14 protein-coding genes and 1 other RNA gene are annotated in these 15,123 nt (G+C 67.3%); 5 read left to right on the top strand and 10 right to left on the bottom strand.

From position 1 onward, the window contains the following. Nucleotides 1–5 precede the first annotated feature (5 nt). The 6 genes from GYH34_RS10050 to rnpB all read right to left on the bottom strand — a co-directional run bounded on the left by GYH34_RS10050 (nucleotide 6) and on the right by rnpB (nucleotide 6,804). On the bottom strand, nucleotides 6–1,424 hold the full coding sequence (locus tag GYH34_RS10050; RefSeq protein ID WP_161913456.1) for a UDP-N-acetylmuramoylalanyl-D-glutamyl-2,6-diaminopimelate--D-alanyl-D-alanine ligase: 1,419 nt from the start codon (nucleotides 1,422–1,424) through the stop codon (nucleotides 6–8). Then, the gene (locus tag GYH34_RS10045) at nucleotides 1,425–2,873 is read right to left on the bottom strand and encodes a UDP-N-acetylmuramoyl-L-alanyl-D-glutamate--2,6-diaminopimelate ligase (protein ID WP_161913455.1); all 1,449 of its coding nucleotides are present in this window, start codon (nucleotides 2,871–2,873) and stop codon (nucleotides 1,425–1,427) included. Beyond that, nucleotides 2,873–4,642: a penicillin-binding protein 2 gene (locus tag GYH34_RS10040; RefSeq protein ID WP_161913454.1), complete on the bottom strand. Its 1,770-nt coding sequence runs from the start codon at nucleotides 4,640–4,642 to the stop codon at nucleotides 2,873–2,875. The genes GYH34_RS10045 and GYH34_RS10040 overlap by 1 nt, the downstream gene beginning before the upstream one ends. Further along, a complete protein-coding gene (locus GYH34_RS10035; protein ID WP_161913453.1) occupies nucleotides 4,639–5,025 on the bottom strand; it encodes a hypothetical protein in 387 nt (128 codons plus the stop codon). Before GYH34_RS10035 ends, GYH34_RS10040 begins: the two co-directional genes overlap by 4 nt. Next, the gene (gene rsmH / locus GYH34_RS10030; protein WP_161913452.1) at nucleotides 5,025–6,035 is read right to left on the bottom strand and encodes a 16S rRNA (cytosine(1402)-N(4))-methyltransferase RsmH; all 1,011 of its coding nucleotides are present in this window, start codon (nucleotides 6,033–6,035) and stop codon (nucleotides 5,025–5,027) included. The genes GYH34_RS10035 and rsmH overlap by 1 nt, the downstream gene beginning before the upstream one ends. Nucleotides 6,036–6,411: 376 nt before the next feature. Further along, nucleotides 6,412–6,804: RNase P RNA component class A (rnpB, locus tag GYH34_RS10025), an RNA gene on the bottom strand. A 256-nt stretch (nucleotides 6,805–7,060) separates the two neighbouring features. Between rnpB and GYH34_RS10020 the strand changes: the two genes are divergently transcribed. Continuing rightward, entirely contained in the window at nucleotides 7,061–8,293 is a 1,233-nt protein-coding gene (locus GYH34_RS10020; protein ID WP_161913451.1) for a beta-ketoacyl-[acyl-carrier-protein] synthase family protein, read from the top strand. A gap of 24 nt (nucleotides 8,294–8,317) precedes the next feature. Here GYH34_RS10020 and GYH34_RS10015 read toward each other — a convergent pair whose 3' ends face one another. Beyond that, complete coding sequence (locus tag GYH34_RS10015) at nucleotides 8,318–9,238, bottom strand: alpha/beta hydrolase (protein WP_161913450.1); 921 nt, start codon at nucleotides 9,236–9,238, stop codon at nucleotides 8,318–8,320. A gap of 94 nt (nucleotides 9,239–9,332) precedes the next feature. On the opposite strand from GYH34_RS10015, the gene GYH34_RS10010 reads away from it, so the two are divergent. Then, the gene (locus GYH34_RS10010) at nucleotides 9,333–10,232 is read left to right on the top strand and encodes a LysR family transcriptional regulator (RefSeq protein ID WP_161913449.1); all 900 of its coding nucleotides are present in this window, start codon (nucleotides 9,333–9,335) and stop codon (nucleotides 10,230–10,232) included. 53 nt (nucleotides 10,233–10,285) lie between these two features. Here GYH34_RS10010 and GYH34_RS10005 read toward each other — a convergent pair whose 3' ends face one another. Next, nucleotides 10,286–10,783, bottom strand: coding sequence for a hypothetical protein (locus GYH34_RS10005; RefSeq protein WP_244635031.1), 498 nt, complete (start codon nucleotides 10,781–10,783; stop codon nucleotides 10,286–10,288). 85 nt (nucleotides 10,784–10,868) lie between these two features. Here GYH34_RS10005 and GYH34_RS10000 point away from each other — a divergent pair, with 85 nt between their 5' ends. Together GYH34_RS10000 and GYH34_RS09995 are read left to right on the top strand one after the other, a co-directional pair. Further along, nucleotides 10,869–11,267 (top strand): carboxymuconolactone decarboxylase family protein, encoded by a 399-nt coding sequence (locus GYH34_RS10000; RefSeq protein WP_161913448.1) that lies wholly within the window; start codon nucleotides 10,869–10,871, stop codon nucleotides 11,265–11,267. Nucleotides 11,268–11,410: 143 nt separating this feature from the next. Beyond that, on the top strand, nucleotides 11,411–11,746 hold the full coding sequence (locus GYH34_RS09995) for a hypothetical protein (protein ID WP_161913447.1): 336 nt from the start codon (nucleotides 11,411–11,413) through the stop codon (nucleotides 11,744–11,746). Nucleotides 11,747–11,775: 29 nt separating this feature from the next. On the opposite strand, the gene GYH34_RS09990 is transcribed toward GYH34_RS09995, so the two are convergent. Next, entirely contained in the window at nucleotides 11,776–12,300 is a 525-nt protein-coding gene (locus tag GYH34_RS09990) for a CreA family protein (protein WP_161913446.1), read from the bottom strand. A gap of 242 nt (nucleotides 12,301–12,542) precedes the next feature. On the opposite strand from GYH34_RS09990, the gene GYH34_RS09985 reads away from it, so the two are divergent. After that, a complete protein-coding gene (locus tag GYH34_RS09985) occupies nucleotides 12,543–13,598 on the top strand; it encodes a DUF2865 domain-containing protein (protein WP_244635028.1) in 1,056 nt (351 codons plus the stop codon). Here GYH34_RS09985 and GYH34_RS09980 read toward each other — a convergent pair. After that, on the bottom strand, nucleotides 13,579–15,114 hold the full coding sequence (locus GYH34_RS09980; protein ID WP_161913444.1) for a hypothetical protein: 1,536 nt from the start codon (nucleotides 15,112–15,114) through the stop codon (nucleotides 13,579–13,581). The two genes, GYH34_RS09985 and GYH34_RS09980, sit on opposite strands and share 20 nt — an antisense overlap. Nucleotides 15,115–15,123 lie beyond the last annotated feature (9 nt).

Raw genomic sequence — 15,123 nt, 5'->3', positions numbered from 1 at the left:
TTCCTTTACGAGGCCGCTTCGGTTTCGGCCGGGAATTTCGTTCTGATCGCCTCGACGATGCGCGCCATGCGCGAGCCGTTCGAGCCCTTGATCATGACCACATCGCCGGGCTCCAGCGCGGAGAGAACCGCGTCCTCGAGCTCGGCGGCGTTGGCGCGATGCGCGCCGCGCATATGCTCGGGCGCCGCGTAGAAGAGCCGCGCCATCAGCGGGCCGGCGGTGAAGAGAAGATCGACGCCGGCCGCCTCCAGGTCTTTGGCGAGGCCGGCGTGCAATTCGCCGGCGCTCGGCCCGAGCTCCAGCATGTCGCCGAGCACGGCGACGCGTCGCCGCGCGCTTCTCTCCGCGCCGAGGAGATCGAAAGCCGCGCGCATGGAGGTGGGATTGGCGTTGTAGCTCTCGTCGATGAGCGTGAGAACGCCGCCGCCGATCGCGAACGTCTCGCGACGGCCGCGTCCCCTGGGCGGCGCGAAATCGGCCAGCGTCTCCGCCGCCTCGGCGAGATCTATGCCGAAGACATGGGCGATGGTCAGCACGGCGAGCGAGTTGACCGCGAAATGCTTGCCCGGCGCGCCGATGCGATAACGCAGGCGGCGGCCGAAAATCACCGCCTCCGCGACTTGGCTCTCGCCATCGTAGGAGAGCAGCCGCGCCTGCGCGGTCTCGCTCTCGCCGAAGGAGAAGACATGCGCGGCTCTGGAGGCGGCGGCGCCTTCCAGCAGCGTCTCATAAGTCTCGTCATCGCGATTGATGATGGCGACGCCGCCTTCGACGAGGCCGGAAAAAACCTCGGACTTCGCCGCCGCTATGGCCTCGAGCGAGTCGAAATGCTCGAGATGCACGGGCGCGACGCGCGTCACCACGGCGACATGCGGCTCGACGAAGCGCACGAGCGACGCGATCTCGCCCGCGTGATTCATGCCGATCTCGAAAAGGCCGTAGCGCGCCGACGCCGGCATTCGCGCGAGCGACAGCGGCACGCCCCATTGGTTGTTGTAGGAGGCGGCCGAGGCGTGCGTCTCGCCGAAGCGCGAGAACAGCGTCTTCGCCATGTCTTTGGTCGATGTCTTGCCGACCGAGCCGGTGATCGCCGCGACATAGGCGGGCGAGCGCTCGCGCGCGCGGGCGCCGAGATATTCCAGCGACTCCTGCACATCGCGCACGACATAGAGCGGCGAGAGATCGCGAAATTCGCCGGCGTGCGCGTCGTCGATCACCGCGCCCGCGGCGCCGCGCTCGAACGCCATGCGCACGAAATCATGACCGTCGCGCGCCTCGCCCTTTATGGCGAAGAAGAGATCGCCCGGCGCCAGCGTGCGCGTGTCGATGGAGACGCCATCGACGTCGCGCGGCAAGCCGCCGCTGATGCGCGCGCGCAAGGCGCCGATCAGCCCCAGTCCGGTCCATAGCGCTTGCTGTTTCATTCAAATCCCACCCTGCAAGGCCGCCTCGACCGCCGCCCGGTCGGAGAATGGCAGGACCTGATCGCCGACGATCTGGCCCGTTTCATGGCCCTTTCCGGCGACCACCAGCGCGTCGCCCTCGCGCAGCCAGGAGACCGCCGCGCGGATCGCCGCGGCGCGGTCGCCGATCTCGTGAATCTCCGCGCCCTTCGCGCCGCGCGCCGCCTCCAATATAGCGGCGCGGATCGAGGCCGGCTCCTCGCTGCGCGGATTATCGTCGGTGACGACGACGACATCCGCCGCGCGCGCCGCGATCTCGCCCATCAAGGGACGCTTGCCTCGGTCGCGATCGCCGCCGGCGCCGAAGACGACGACGAGCCGTCCTTTCGCCAGAGGGCGCACCGCCGCCAGCACCTTGTCCAGCGCATCGGGCTTATGCGCGTAATCGACGAAGACGGGCGCGCCGTCGCGCGCGCCGATGAGCTCCAGCCGTCCGGGCGCGCCGCGCAATGTCTCGAGCGCCCAGAAAACCTGCGCCGGCGCCGCGCCGCAGGCGATCGCCATGCCGGCGGCGACCAGCGCATTGGAAATTTGAAACGCGCCGGCGAGCGGCAGAGCGACGGCGAAAGTCTCGTCGCCGCAGCGCAACCGCAAGCGCGAGCCGAGTGACTGCGCATCCGCCTCGAGCAGCGCTATGCCGCGGCCCTTCTCGCCGACATCGAAGATCGTCAGCCCGCGCTTCTCACAAATATCCATCACGCGCGCCGCCACCGAACTGTCCGCGTCGATCACCGCTGTCTGGCCGGGCGCCAGCAGCGTGTCGAAGAGGCGCATCTTCGCCTCGAAATACTCTTCGAGATCGCGATGGTGATCGAGATGGTCGCGCGAGAAATTGGTGAAGGCGCCCACCGTCAGCCGCACGCCGTCGAGGCGGCGCTGATCAATGCCGAGCGAGGACGCCTCCATGGCGAGATGCGTGACGCCGCGCGCGGCCAGCTCGTCGAGCGACTGATGCAGCGCCACAGGCCCTGGCGTCGTCAGCGAGCCATAATGCGCGCCGTTTTTGTCGACGATTCCGATCGTGCCGAGCGAGGCGGCGTCGCGTCCGAGCGTGAGCCAGATCTGGCGCAGGAAATCGACGACCGAGCTCTTGCCGCTGGTGCCGGTCACCGCGGCGACGATCCGCGGCTGGCGCGCGAAAAACCGCGCCGCCGCATGGGCGAGCGCAGCGCGCACATCCGCGACCACCAGCAGCGGCAGCCCGACCTCCGCCGTGCGCGGCGCGACGATGACCCGCGCGCCACGTGCGCGCGCATCGGCAACATAAGCGAGACCGTCGCCGGCATGGCCCGGCACGGCGAAGAAAGCATAGCCTTCGCGCACGTCGCGGCTGTCGGCGGTGACGCCGGCGATATCGAGATCGCCGAGGTTCGCCGCCGTCGCTTCGTCGAGAAGGTCGGAAAATCGCATCAATGCCCTCCCCCGCCGGGAACAGCGGGACTATTGGCCATGCCATAGCCGAGCTTGGCGAGCAGCGGGAAAGGCTGCGTCGGCAATTCGAAGCGCGGCGGCAGATTCAGCAGCGGGCCGACGCGCTCGATGATCTGCCCCGTCACCTGGCCCGAGTTATAGGCGGCCGTGGCGTAGCCTCCGGTCTCCGGCAGGCCCTGCGGCTCGTCCATTATGGTGAGGAACAGATACTTCGGTTTGTCCGCCGGCGCCACCGCCATGAAAGTGGTGAAGAGGCGGGTCTTGGAATAATGGCCGCCGATCACCTTTTCCGCCGTTCCGGTCTTGCCGCCGACGAAATAGCCGTTGACGTTGACCTTCCTGGCGGAGCCGATCTCGGCGTTGAGCCGCATGAGATAGCGCATGGATTCGCTGGTCTCCGGCCTGATCACCTGCACGGCGCTCTTCTTGGCCTCCTCCTCGCTGCGCTTGAGGAAAGTGGGCGTCATCAGATAGCCGCCATTCATCAGCGCGCCGACCGCCATCATCGCCTGCAGCGGCGCGACGGCGAGACCATGGCCGAAGGCGATGGTCATTGTATTCAGCTCGCCCCAATTCTTCGGCACGATCGGCTCGGCGCTCTCCGGCAGCTCGGTGCGCATGCGCGAGAGCTGGCCCATCTTGCGCAGAAACGCCTTGTGCCGCTCGACGCCCTGGCCGAGCGCCATGCGCGCCGTGCCGATGTTGGAAGAATGCGTGAACACTTCCGGCAGGGTGAGCACGCGATTGGTCGCGTGATAATCATGGATGCGGAAGCGGCCGAAATTGAGCGTGCCGCGCGCGTCGAGCCGCGAGCCGAGATTGACCTTGCCGGAGTCGAGCGCCATTGCGATGGTCAGCGCCTTGAAGGTGGAGCCCATCTCATAGACGCCGACATTCATGCGATTGATGATCGTCGGATCGCGCATGTCGCCGGGCTTGTTGGGATCATAATCCGGCAGCGAGGCGAGCGCGATGATCTCGCCCGTGTTGACGTCCATGATCGCCGCGGCGCCGGCCTTGGCCTTGAAATGCGCAATGCCCTTTTCCAGCTCGTCGCGAATGGCGTGCGTCGCCTTTATGTCGATCGACAGCGAGATGGGCTTCAGCTCCTCCGGCGTCAGGCTGAAGCCGGCGTCATGCAGATCGGCGAGGCCTTGTCCGTCGATATATTTCTCGATTCCGGCGATGCCGGCGTTGTCGATATTGACATAGCCGAGCACATGCGCGCCCGCCGGCCCATTGGGATAGACGCGCTTGTTCTCCGGCGCGAGGCCGACGCCCGGCAGGCCGAGATGAAACACTTCGTCGCGCTGCTTGGGCGTCACCTCGCGCTTCACCCAGACGAAGCCCTTGCGCGAGGCGAGACGCTCGCGCAATTCGCGAGAGTCGACATTGGGCAGCACAGCGGTCAGCAGCTCCGTCGCCTCGTCCTTGTCGATGAGCCGGCGCGGCTCGGCGAAGACCGACATGGTCTTCACATCGGTCGCGAGTATCTCGCCATTGCGATCGAGCACATCGGGGCGCGAGGCGGCGATGGGCTCGCCGGAGGCGCGGCGCATCGTCGTCGGATCGGGCTTGAAGCCGATGGCGACGAGACGCGCGCCTATGCCGACATAGAGGCAGCAAAAGCCCACGGCGACAATGCGCATGCGCGTCCCCGTCTTGCCGAGCGAGGTGGCGAACAGCCCGTCGAGCTGGCCGCGCAGGCTCTTGCGCGCGGCTTTCGTCAAAGTTTCGGCTGTCGTCATCGCGGCTTTCCTTTCGGCGTCGTCGGCGCCTCGCTCGCGGCCGGCGTCGTCGCGGAGCCGCCGAGGCCGAGCGCGTCCAGCTTGCGGCCGATCGAGTCGATGCGCTCGGGCTTTTCCGGCAGCGATTGCGCCGTGGCGATCTGCGTGACCGCGACCGGCTTCAGATCGAGATATTTGTCGGCGAGATCCTGCACGCGCTCGGGCCGCGTCATGAAGGCCCATTCGGCGCGCAGCACGGCGATGGCGTCGCGCTCGCTCTTGGCCTCGCGCTTCATCTTGTTGATCTGCTCGGCGCGCAGCATCGTCTGATATTTGATCGAATAGGCGTAGAAGCCGGAGCCGATCAGCGCGAGAATGGCGACGACATTGAGAATGCGCAGCATTAGCGTCTTCCTTTCGCGCGTTCCGGCAGGCGGGCGAGACGCGCCAGAGACTCGTCGATCGCGCGCGCCGGCGCGTCCGTTCGCGTCGCGAAGCGCAGCTTGGCGGAGCGCGCGCGCGGATTTGCGGCGATTTCGCGGTCCGAAGGCGTCACCGGCTGGCGCCCTTCGCTGATGAAGGTAGGCGGCGGCGGGATCGGCTCGCCCGGCAGGCGGCGCGAGCGCGTCTCGCCGCGGCCCGAGCGCTCGCCCAAGAATTGCTTGACGATGCGATCCTCGAGCGAATGAAACGTCACCACGGCGAGCCGACCGCCCGGCTTCAGCGCGCGCTCGGCGGCGCCCAGCGCGGCGACCAATTCGCCGAGCTCGTCATTGACGGCGATGCGCAGCGCCTGGAAGCTCTTCGTCGCCGGGTGAATATCGCCCGGCTTTCCAGGCGCCGCGCGCTCGATGATCTGCGCCAGCGCGCGCGTCGTCTCTATGCGGCCGGCCTCGCGCGCCTTGACGATGGCGCGGGCGATGCGGCGCGAGGCCCGCTCCTCGCCATAGTGATACAGTATATCGGCGAGCGCCTCTTCCTCGGCTTCCGCGATAATGTCGGCGGCGCTCGGTCCGCGGCCTTCCATGCGCATGTCGAGCGGGCCGTCATTGCGGAAGGAGAAGCCGCGCGCCGCCTCGTCGAACTGCATGGAGGAAACGCCTATGTCGGCGACGATTCCATCGAGCGGCGCCAGCCCCGCGCGCTCGGCGACCTGGGCCAGCTCGGAGAAACGCGCCTCCACGAGAGTCAGCCGTCCGCCCGCCTCCTCCACCAGCGCATAGCCGTTGCGGATGGCGGTCGGATCGCGGTCGAGCGCCAGCACGCGCGTATCCTCATGCGCCAGCAAGGCGCGCGTGTAGCCGCCGGCGCCGAAGGTGGCGTCCAGATAGACGCCGCCCGCCTGTGGCGCGAGGGCGGCGACCGCCTCCTCGAGCAGCACGGGAACATGCCGCTCACCGCCGCTCGCCGTCATTTCTCCTCCGATCCGAAAATGTCGCCGCAGGGCCGGTCCGCGCCCGTCGGACGCGCCCTCCAGGGCGGATATTTGGCGTCGACGCGGCCGTCCGCCGAGCCCGCGCGCAGGCGCGAAAGCGCCGACGCGCGCGAGGCGCGGGCGCGACTTCTCCCGGAGAGACGTGTCATCGCTCTGAACAACAACGCATATCATGAAGAACCACGGGCGACGGAGCGGCGCGGGCGGCGCGGCGCTTGCGATTATTAGCCGTCGTCAGGGTTAAGGGAGCGTTGACGCGGGCGCGGGCCGCGCATTTCGCGTTAGGCAAGGCGGGGGCTGGCGAGCCGGGAATAGACGACCTGCTCCCTGCCCGCTCCTCCCCTCGCTCGGTAAAACCGCCAGTCGGCCTATAAGCCGGGTTCTGTATGGCGCGGTCGGGTCGCCCCTTCCACGCGCGATGGCCATTCCTCTGGGACGACGCTTGCGCGCCGCCTCTAGCAACCAACCCGGGCGACGGCCCGGAGACGGGCCAGGAAATATCGCTATTTCCAGTCGCCCCTATTCGGTCTTGCTCCCGGCGGGGCTTGCCATGCCTCGAACGTCGCCGCCCGAGCGGTGCGCTCTTACCGCACCCTTTCACCCTTACCGCGAGCCCGAAGGTCGCGGCGGTTTGCTTTCTGTGGCGCTTTCCCTGGGGTCGCCCCCGCCGGACATTATCCGGCGCCGTGTCTCCGTGGAGCCCGGACTTTCCTCTATCCCGAAGGACAGCGGCCATCCAGCCGACTGGCTGATGTGCCAATAGGCAGCCCGGCGCGGAAGGTCAAGACGCCGCAAAAACCGGCGGCCGCGGCTGCGCAGAGCCGCACGTCTCAGTAGAATCACATATGAATCAGCCGAGTAGAGACCGCTGCGGCGCCACGCCACGCGCCTTTTCGGGGAAAAGCGGGGACCTCTGCTTGCGCGTGAGGCGACCGTGACGGCAAAAAGGATTAACGTCTGGTCCCGTCGGACTGGAGACGGCGGCAACGGAGCGAATTTCCACTTTGGCGACAGCGGTGAAATCGAACGGAAGACGTGTGGTGATCTCGGGCATGGGCGCGGTTTCGGCCGCCGGCGTCGGGGCGCAGCCACTTTGGGAGGCGGCGCGCGACGGCCGATGTCAGGTCCGCCCGCTGAAGCTCGAGCGCCCCTATGGCGGCCGCATCAAGATCGCCGCGCAGCCGCAGAACTTCGATCCGCTGGCCCATCTCGAGCCCGAGATTCTCCCCTATTGCGACCCTTTCACCCAATACGCCATCGTCGCCGCCGACGAGGCCATGGCGCAGGCGGGCTTCGCGCGCAAGGATATCGCCGGGCCGCGCACGGCGGTCGTCATCGGCTCCGGCATAGGCGGCTCCAAGACCATCGATGACGAGGCGCATAAGGAATACAACACGCGCGAGCGCGCCGATCCGCTGACCGTGCCGCGCCTCATCCCCAGCGCCGCGCCCACCATGCTGGGCATGCGCTTTTCCTGCAATGGGCCGACATTCGCCATCGCCAGCGCCTGCTCCTCGGCGAGCCAGGCGATCGGCGTCGGGCTGGAGATGATCCGCTCCGGCGCGGCCGATCGCGCCATCGTCGGCGGGGCGGAGGCGGCCGTCATCAATGGCTCGCTGCGCTCCTGGGAGGCGCTGCGCGTGCTGACGCCGGATTTCTGCCGGCCCTTCTCGGCCGGCCGCAACGGCATAGTGCTCGGCGAGGGCGCGGCGATCTTCGTGCTGGAGACGGAGGAGCTCGCGCATTCGCGCGGCCATGCGCCGCTCTGCGAGCTCGCAGGCTATGGCACGACGAGCGACGCTTTCGATCCGCTGCGGCCCAATGTCGAAGGCCCCTCCTCCGCCATGCGGCAAGCGTTGGAGAGCGCCGGCCTCACGCCCGACAATATCGATTATCTCAACGCCCATGGCACTGGCACTTACGCCAATGACATCACCGAGTCGGAAGCGATCCTGCGCGTTTTCGGCGAGCGCGGCGCGCGGCTGCCGGTCTCCTCGACCAAGCCGATCCACGGCCATGCGCTGGGCTCCTCCGGCGCGCTCGAGCTCGCCATCACGATCAACGCCCTGCGCGAGCAGCTCGCCCCGCCGACGATCCATTTCAAGGCGCCAGACCCCAAATGCCCGGTGGACCCCGTGCCGCACGAGGCGCGCCGCGTGCCGATGCGCGCGGCAATGTCCAATTCCTTCGCCTTCGGGGGCATCAACGCCGTGCTGGTGGTGCGGCGGGCGCGGTAGAGACGGCGTCTCGGCCATCTCACGTCACGCGAGAAATCGCTCGACCTCGCGAAAGAACGTCTCCGGCGCCTCGTCGGGAACGAAATGGCCGCTCTCCTCGACGATGATAGAGGAAAGCGCGCGCGTCCGCGGCGCCAGCGCTTCGGCGAGTCGCGGCCCGACTCCATGTCGCCCGGCGATAGTGAGAACCGGCATGTCGAGCCTGCGATCCGAAAGGCTCTCCGCCAGACGCGCATCCTCGGGAAGCGCGCGATAATAGTCGAAGCCCGCGGTCATGCCGCCCGGCCTCGCATAATGGCGCGCGAATTCGTCGATCGCCGCCACGCCGACCGCGTCCTTGCGATGCGACCAAGCACGAATCTGCGCAGCGATATAATCCCTCTCGCGTCCGCGCGTCAGCAGCTCGGGAATGTCGCGCGCCATGTGAAAACCGTAGTGCCAGGCGCCGCCGCGTCGCGCGTCCATATTCTCGGTTCCCGGAACGAGGCAGTCGACGAGGACGAGCCGCTCCACTTTCTCGGCATGGAGCAGCGCGAGCATGAAGGCCGCCTTGCCGCCCATGTCATGACCAATCACATGCGCCCTCCCGCCCGCCACGCGATCGATGAGCGCGGCGATATCCCCGGCGACAGCGCGCTTGTCATAGGACTGCGCAGGCGCGGAGAGGCCGAGGCCGCGAAGATCCGGCGCGACGACGGTGAAGCGGGGCGCCAGTCGCTCCATCGTCGCGCGCCAGGCGAACCATGTCTGCGGCCAGCCATGCAGCAGCACGACCGTGGGTCCCGCGCCCATTGTGACGAAATGCAGCCGCGCGCCGTCGAGCGTGAGCGAACGGCTCTCCGCCCCCTGCGGCAAAAGCCGCGCCTCTTCGGCCTGCGTCCCCGCGAATCCCTGCGTCGCGACGGCTCCGGCGGCGGCCAGAAACGCCCGCCTGTCGATCGTCATCCTCGCCTCCCTCGAAAGCTTCGCGAGAGTTGCCGATCGTCTCCCATGCGTCTATCGAATGGAAAGATCGAATTATTATAACCAAAAGTTATGCATGGACCTCGCCGCCGCCCTTCGCGCTTTCATCCGCATCGTCGAGCGCGGCTCGATGACCGCCGCGGCCGCCGACCTCGGCGTGTCGCAGCCTGCCGTCAGCAAGATGCTGCGCAATCTCGAAGCGCATGCCGGCGCGCGCCTGCTGGAGCGCGGCCCGCGCGCGCTACGTCCCACGGCGCGAGGCCTCGCGCTCTATGAGGCCGCTGGCGGCCCGCTCGCAGCGATAGACGCCGCACTCGAAAGTCTTCGCGGCGACGGCGCGGCGATCGCCGGCGAGTTGCGCCTGCACGGCCCGAGCTGTATCGGCGAAAGACATTTGTTTCGCATCGCGATGGCGTTTCAGGACGCGCATCCTTCCGTCGCCGTGGCTCTGTCGCTCGAAAATCGTCCGGTCGATCTCATTTTCGAGAATATCGACCTCGCGCTGCGCATGGGCCGGCCGAGAGAGCAATCGCTGATCCAAAAGCGCATCGGCTTCAGCCGGCGCATTCTCGTCGCCGCGCCCGGCTATCTCTCGCGCGCAGCGCCTCTGCGCACGCCCGCCGATCTCGCTGCGCATGATCTTCTCGTCACCGATGCGTCGCTGCGCAATGGCGCGCTGCGTCTGCGCAAGGGCGACAGCGCGGAGGACATCGCCGTTCGGCCGAAGCTCACGACCAATAGCGCGCGGGTTCTCCTCGAGGCGCTGCGCGCCGGCCGCGGCGTCGCCACCACGCAGCTCCTGCTCGTCGCCGAAGAGCTGCGCAGCGGCGCATTGATCCGCGCATTGCCCGATCACGAAATCGAGCCGAGCGAATTCTTCCTGGTCTATCCTTCGACGAAATTCCTGCGGCCCGCAGTGCGCGCTTTCGTGGATTTCGCCACGCCGGCGCTGCGCCGCATCGAAGGGATATTCTGATTACGGGACATATCGGTGACGGCGGAAGCGGCGCAGGAGAGCGCCGCGCGCGCTCAGTTTTTCTTGCAGGCCTCGACGAATTTACCGATCTTCTGCGCTGCGCCTTTCAGCGGCGCGGATTGTTTCGAGCCGCCGATCGTCACGACGAGCGTCTCGCCGCGCGCCATGGCGGCGAAGATCGGATCATCGGCGGCGATCCGCCCTTCGAAGCTCGGAACGCCCGCCTCCTCATTCGGCACGAGCTTTCCCGCGACCTTCGTCTGCGCGTCGCCGACCGCCAAAATCGCCGTCGCGGCTTTGCCGGCCTTCTGCTTGCCGTCGGTCTCGGAGATGAACAGCGTCGTCGCGCCGCTATGGGCGTCGCAATGAAAGCCGCCGAAGGAATCATCGGTTTCAGGAACGCCATAGTTGAGAAAGGCCATCGGCGGCTTCGCCTCGTCGAGAGAGAAGCTCCATATGCGCCCTTGCTGCGCCGCCGCCGGCGACGCGATCGCCAAAAGCGCGACGATGAGCGCCATGTGAGCCCCGCGAGCCAATGCGCCGATCGACATCTTCCTCTCCATCCCGAGACATGCGCGCCGCGCGCGCCGCCGCTATGATAGGCCGAAGACGAATGCGAGAGGAAGCGAGGAGACGATGGCCACTGTGAAGCTGCTCGGCGACGACGAGCTCTCGGACGAAGCCCGCGCGGTCTTCGACGATATTCGCGCGACGCGCAAAAGCGATTTCGTCAATAATTTCTGGCGCGCCCTCGCGCATGATCCGGTGACGCTGAAACGCACATGGGAGAGCATAAAGGCGGTGATGGGACCGGGCGTCCTGGACCCGAAGGTGAAGGAGATGATCTATATCGCCGTCTCCGTCGCGCATGGCTGCAGCTATTGCATCCACTCCCACACGGCGAGCGCGCGCGCCAAGGGCATGACCGAGGCGGAGTTCAACGAGCTGCTCGCCATCGTCGGCATGGCCTCGGAAACCAACCGCCTCGTCACCGCGCTGGGCGTGGAGGTGGATGCGGAATACGACATTCGCTGAACGGCGCGCGGGCGTGAATGGTCGCGCCCTCGACGTCTCTTACGCAAATCGGCGCGAACTTAACCGCGCCTTAACTGCGATCGCATAAACCAGGAGCCGGCGCGGTGAGGCGAATGAGCGTCCCCGCGCGAGGCGTGCCCCCGATGTTCTCCACCGAATTTCAGCGTCTTGTTCTCCCGCGTCTCGCCATTCCGCTGCTGGGCGGATTGCTGCTCGCGGCGGCCCAGGGCGGAGCCCGCGCCGTCGAGGCGCCGAAGAACGTCTATTTGATTTCCGGCCACGAAGGCTATGGCGTCGTCGAATGCATCACGCAGAAGAAAGATTGCGGAAAGATCGTCGCCGACAGCTGGTGCGAGTCGCATGGCCACGGCCCCGCGGTGGCCTTCGGCCGCGCCGACGATGTGACCTCGGCGATCGGCCCGGCCTCGGCGCGCCGGCCCTTGACGGCGGAAGCCGCCGTCGTCTCCTGCGGCGAATGAGCGTGGGCGGGCGCAGGCCCGCCGCCGCGTCATTTTTTCAAGAACTCGCCACATTGCGCGACATCGCCGACGCCCCAGGGCTGGATCGGCACGCCCGAGGTGGAGTTCTCCGGCGAGCCTTCGATCAGCCTGTCGGAATAGGCCATATAGACCAGCGCATTATGTTTGGCGTCGCAGCCGCGGACGATATGCAGGCGCTTCCACAGCGCCGAGCGGCGCTCGCTGAATACTTCGTCGCCCTGACCGAATTTCTCCTTGAATTTCACCGGCCCATATTGACGGCAGGACAGCGACACATCGGAGGTCTGCTCCGCGACGCCGAACATTCCCGCGACGCCGCCCTTCTCATGCACGGTGTAATAGCAGGCCACCCCGTCCACATCGGGATCGTCGAGCACATAGGTCGCCAATTTGTCGTTGGGCGTCAGCAGCTTGAAGTCGGTAGACTTGCGAAAGATCAGATCCGGCCCGTCGGCCCGGGCGGGCGCTGCGCCCAGAGCGGCGGCGAGCCCCGAGGCGATGAAAGCGGACAGGACGAATTTGGACGGCTTCATAACTGCGTTCCTCCAGAGCGCCAGGAAATTCCCTCGACAAATGTCGTGATGCGCCTTGTTCGCGACAAGAAGCTCGCGACAATCGCACGCCGATTGATCGGACGGATGATATGGCCGATATGGTCTCGAGCTCGACGGTTTCGGATTCGCCGGCCCGCGGCGCCTCGCCTTTCGAATCGCGAAATATAGGACCAATGTCGGCGAAACATATCATTCGGAAGACGCTTTCCCGAAAGGGGCCGTTGCGGCGCCTCGTGGGCGCGCTCGCTCTCGCCGCCGCCGGTCTGCTCTCCGCGCAGGCTATGGCGCAATCGGCCTATTGTGACAATCTGCGGGCGCAGATCGCCGCCGCCGGCAATAATAGCGGCTCCGCCCGCTATCGCGCCGCCGCCGCCACCCAGCAGAAGGAGATCGACCGCACGGTCGCCTATGGGCGTTCCATCGGCTGCGACCGGCAGCAGTTCCTCTTCTTCGGCAATGCGCCGCCGCCGCAATGCGGCGCGATCAACGGCCGCATCGCGCAGATGCGCTCCAATCTCGCCTCGCTCCAGCAAAATTCCGGCGACGGCCAGCGGCAGGCGCTGCAGGCGCGCTTCGATCAGCAGTGCCGGCAGCCGCAGCAGCCGACGCGCGTCGCCTCCCGCCAGCGCAATATTTTCGAGGAGCTGTTCGGCACTCAGGAGGAGGAGCCGACGCCGGTCCGCGAGCTGCCTCTCGATGGGCAGCAGGATCGCGGCGAGGACGACAATGGCGGGCCTGTCGCGCGCGGCGGCTCGCTGGCCGTTTGCGTGCGCGCCTGCGACGGCGGCTTCTTCCCCATCAGCTATTCGGCGCGCCGCGCCAATCTCGCCGATCTCCAGGAATTGTGCAGGGCGCAATGCCCCAATGTGGAAGTGACGCTCTACACGCGCTCGCCCTCGCGCGACATAGAGACCGCAGTGTCGATAGATGGCGAAGCCTATGGCGACCATCCCAATGCGCTGAAATTCACCAAAAGCTATGATCCGACCTGCTCCTGCCGGCCGCCCGGCCGCAGCTGGGCGGAGACTCTCGCCGAAGCGGAGCGGCTTCTGGCCGAGCGCAACAAGGGCGATCTCGTCGTCTCGGCGGAGAAGGCGGAGGAGATGTCGCGGCCGATCAGCGTGCGTGCGGCGCGCGGCGCGGTCTCGCTCGATCTTCCCGCCACGGAGGCGACGCAGCCGGAGAAGCGCCCTGTCGACGCGCATGAGACGACGCGCGAGATCGTCGGCGCCGACGGCGTCAAGAAGCGCGTGCGCGTCATCGCGCCGACTTTGTGATCTCCTCACGCTCATAGAGCGTCCAGGCGAAGCCCGAGAGGCCAGAGGCCGGGAAATATCCGCGGCGCAGAAAGGCCGAGCGGCAGTCCTGCGGGCCGGCGGAGCGCCGCTCCGCATGTTCAGCCTGTGAATCGGGCAGATCGACTGCCAGCAGAAAGGCCGGCGGCGTCGCGCACCATTCGGCCAGCGAGACCATCGTCGCGACGACGCCCAGCTTGCGGGCGTGATAGGCGACGACCGCCTTGGTCTCGCCGCGCGCGAAATCGACGGCGTAGGGCGCCTCCTCGCGCTCGGCCATGATCTTCACCGCATCGGCGTAATGGCCGCGGCCGTCGCGGTAGAAATCGGCGAGCCGCCCGGCGTCGCCTATGGCGAAGGCGCAGAGCAGGACCGCCGCTGCGCCGCGCCGTAATGCGCCAGCATGATAGAGGGCGGCGCAGCCCTCGGCGGCGAGCAGCGCCAGGCCGATCGCGGCGGTGGCGTGAAAGCGCGGATATTGCTGGCTCGGCAGGCCGGCGGCGATATGCAGCAGCGGCAGGCCGAAGACGGCGATGGCCGGGAAAGCCCGCCGCTCCGCCGGCAGAACCGCCAGCAGGCCGAGGGCGAGCAGGCCGGCGACGCCGAGAAGGACGAAATCATCGACCCCGCGCGGAAAGCCCAAGGTCGCCCGCGCCATTCCGCCGACGCCCTCGGCGAAGATCGCCGGGCTCAGCGGAACCATGGCTCCGACCTGAAAATCCGGGGCCAGCGCGCCATAGGCGAAGCAGGCGAGCGCCGGAAGGCTGGCGAGCCCGGCGACAGCCCCTATGGCGACCGCCCGGCCGAGAGTGCTGCGGCGAAACCGCAGCATCGCCGTGAGCGCCAGCGCGCCGCTCGCCTCGATCATGGTGAGATGGGAGAAGGTCCCGAAGCCGATCGCCGCCGCCAGCGCCAGCAGGCGTCGCCGAGAGGCGCCCTCGACCAGAATGGCGTCCACGAGACCATAAGCCAGCAGCACGGCGAGCGTCATGCCGGCATAGCCACGCGCCTCCGAGCCGTAATGGACGAAGAAATAGGAGGTCGCGAAGACGAAAGCCGCGAGGAGCCCGGCGGCCGCGCAATAGCGGCGGCTGGCGGCCGCGGCGGCGGGAATGGCCAGCGTCCCGAATGCGACCGCGGCGAGGCGCATCAGCGGAACCGGCGCATTCGGTCCGATGAGATAGAGCCAGGCGGAATTGGCGACGTGATTATTGTCGTGATGCAGGCCGATGAAGACGTCGCCGAAGGAATGCGCCCGCTCGAGCAGGTTCAGCGTCCAGATTTCATCGAGCCAGAGATCGCCCTGCGCGGCGTAGAGGCGCAGGGCGGCGCCGATGAGGGTGATGGCGATGAGAGCAGAACGATAGGCGCCGAGGCCCCCTCCCTCACCCTGCCCCGCTTCGCGGGGCGAAACCTCGATGACGCGCGCAATCTGCTCCCTCTCCCGCAAAGCGGGGGAGGGCTGGGGAGGGGGCGCGACTTTCTGCTCGTTTCGCATCGGCGAGAA

The sequence above is a fragment of the Methylosinus sp. C49 genome (assembly GCF_009936375.1).
Lineage (GTDB): Bacteria > Pseudomonadota > Alphaproteobacteria > Rhizobiales > Beijerinckiaceae > Methylosinus.
This window is presented reverse-complemented; position numbering and strand designations above follow the sequence as displayed.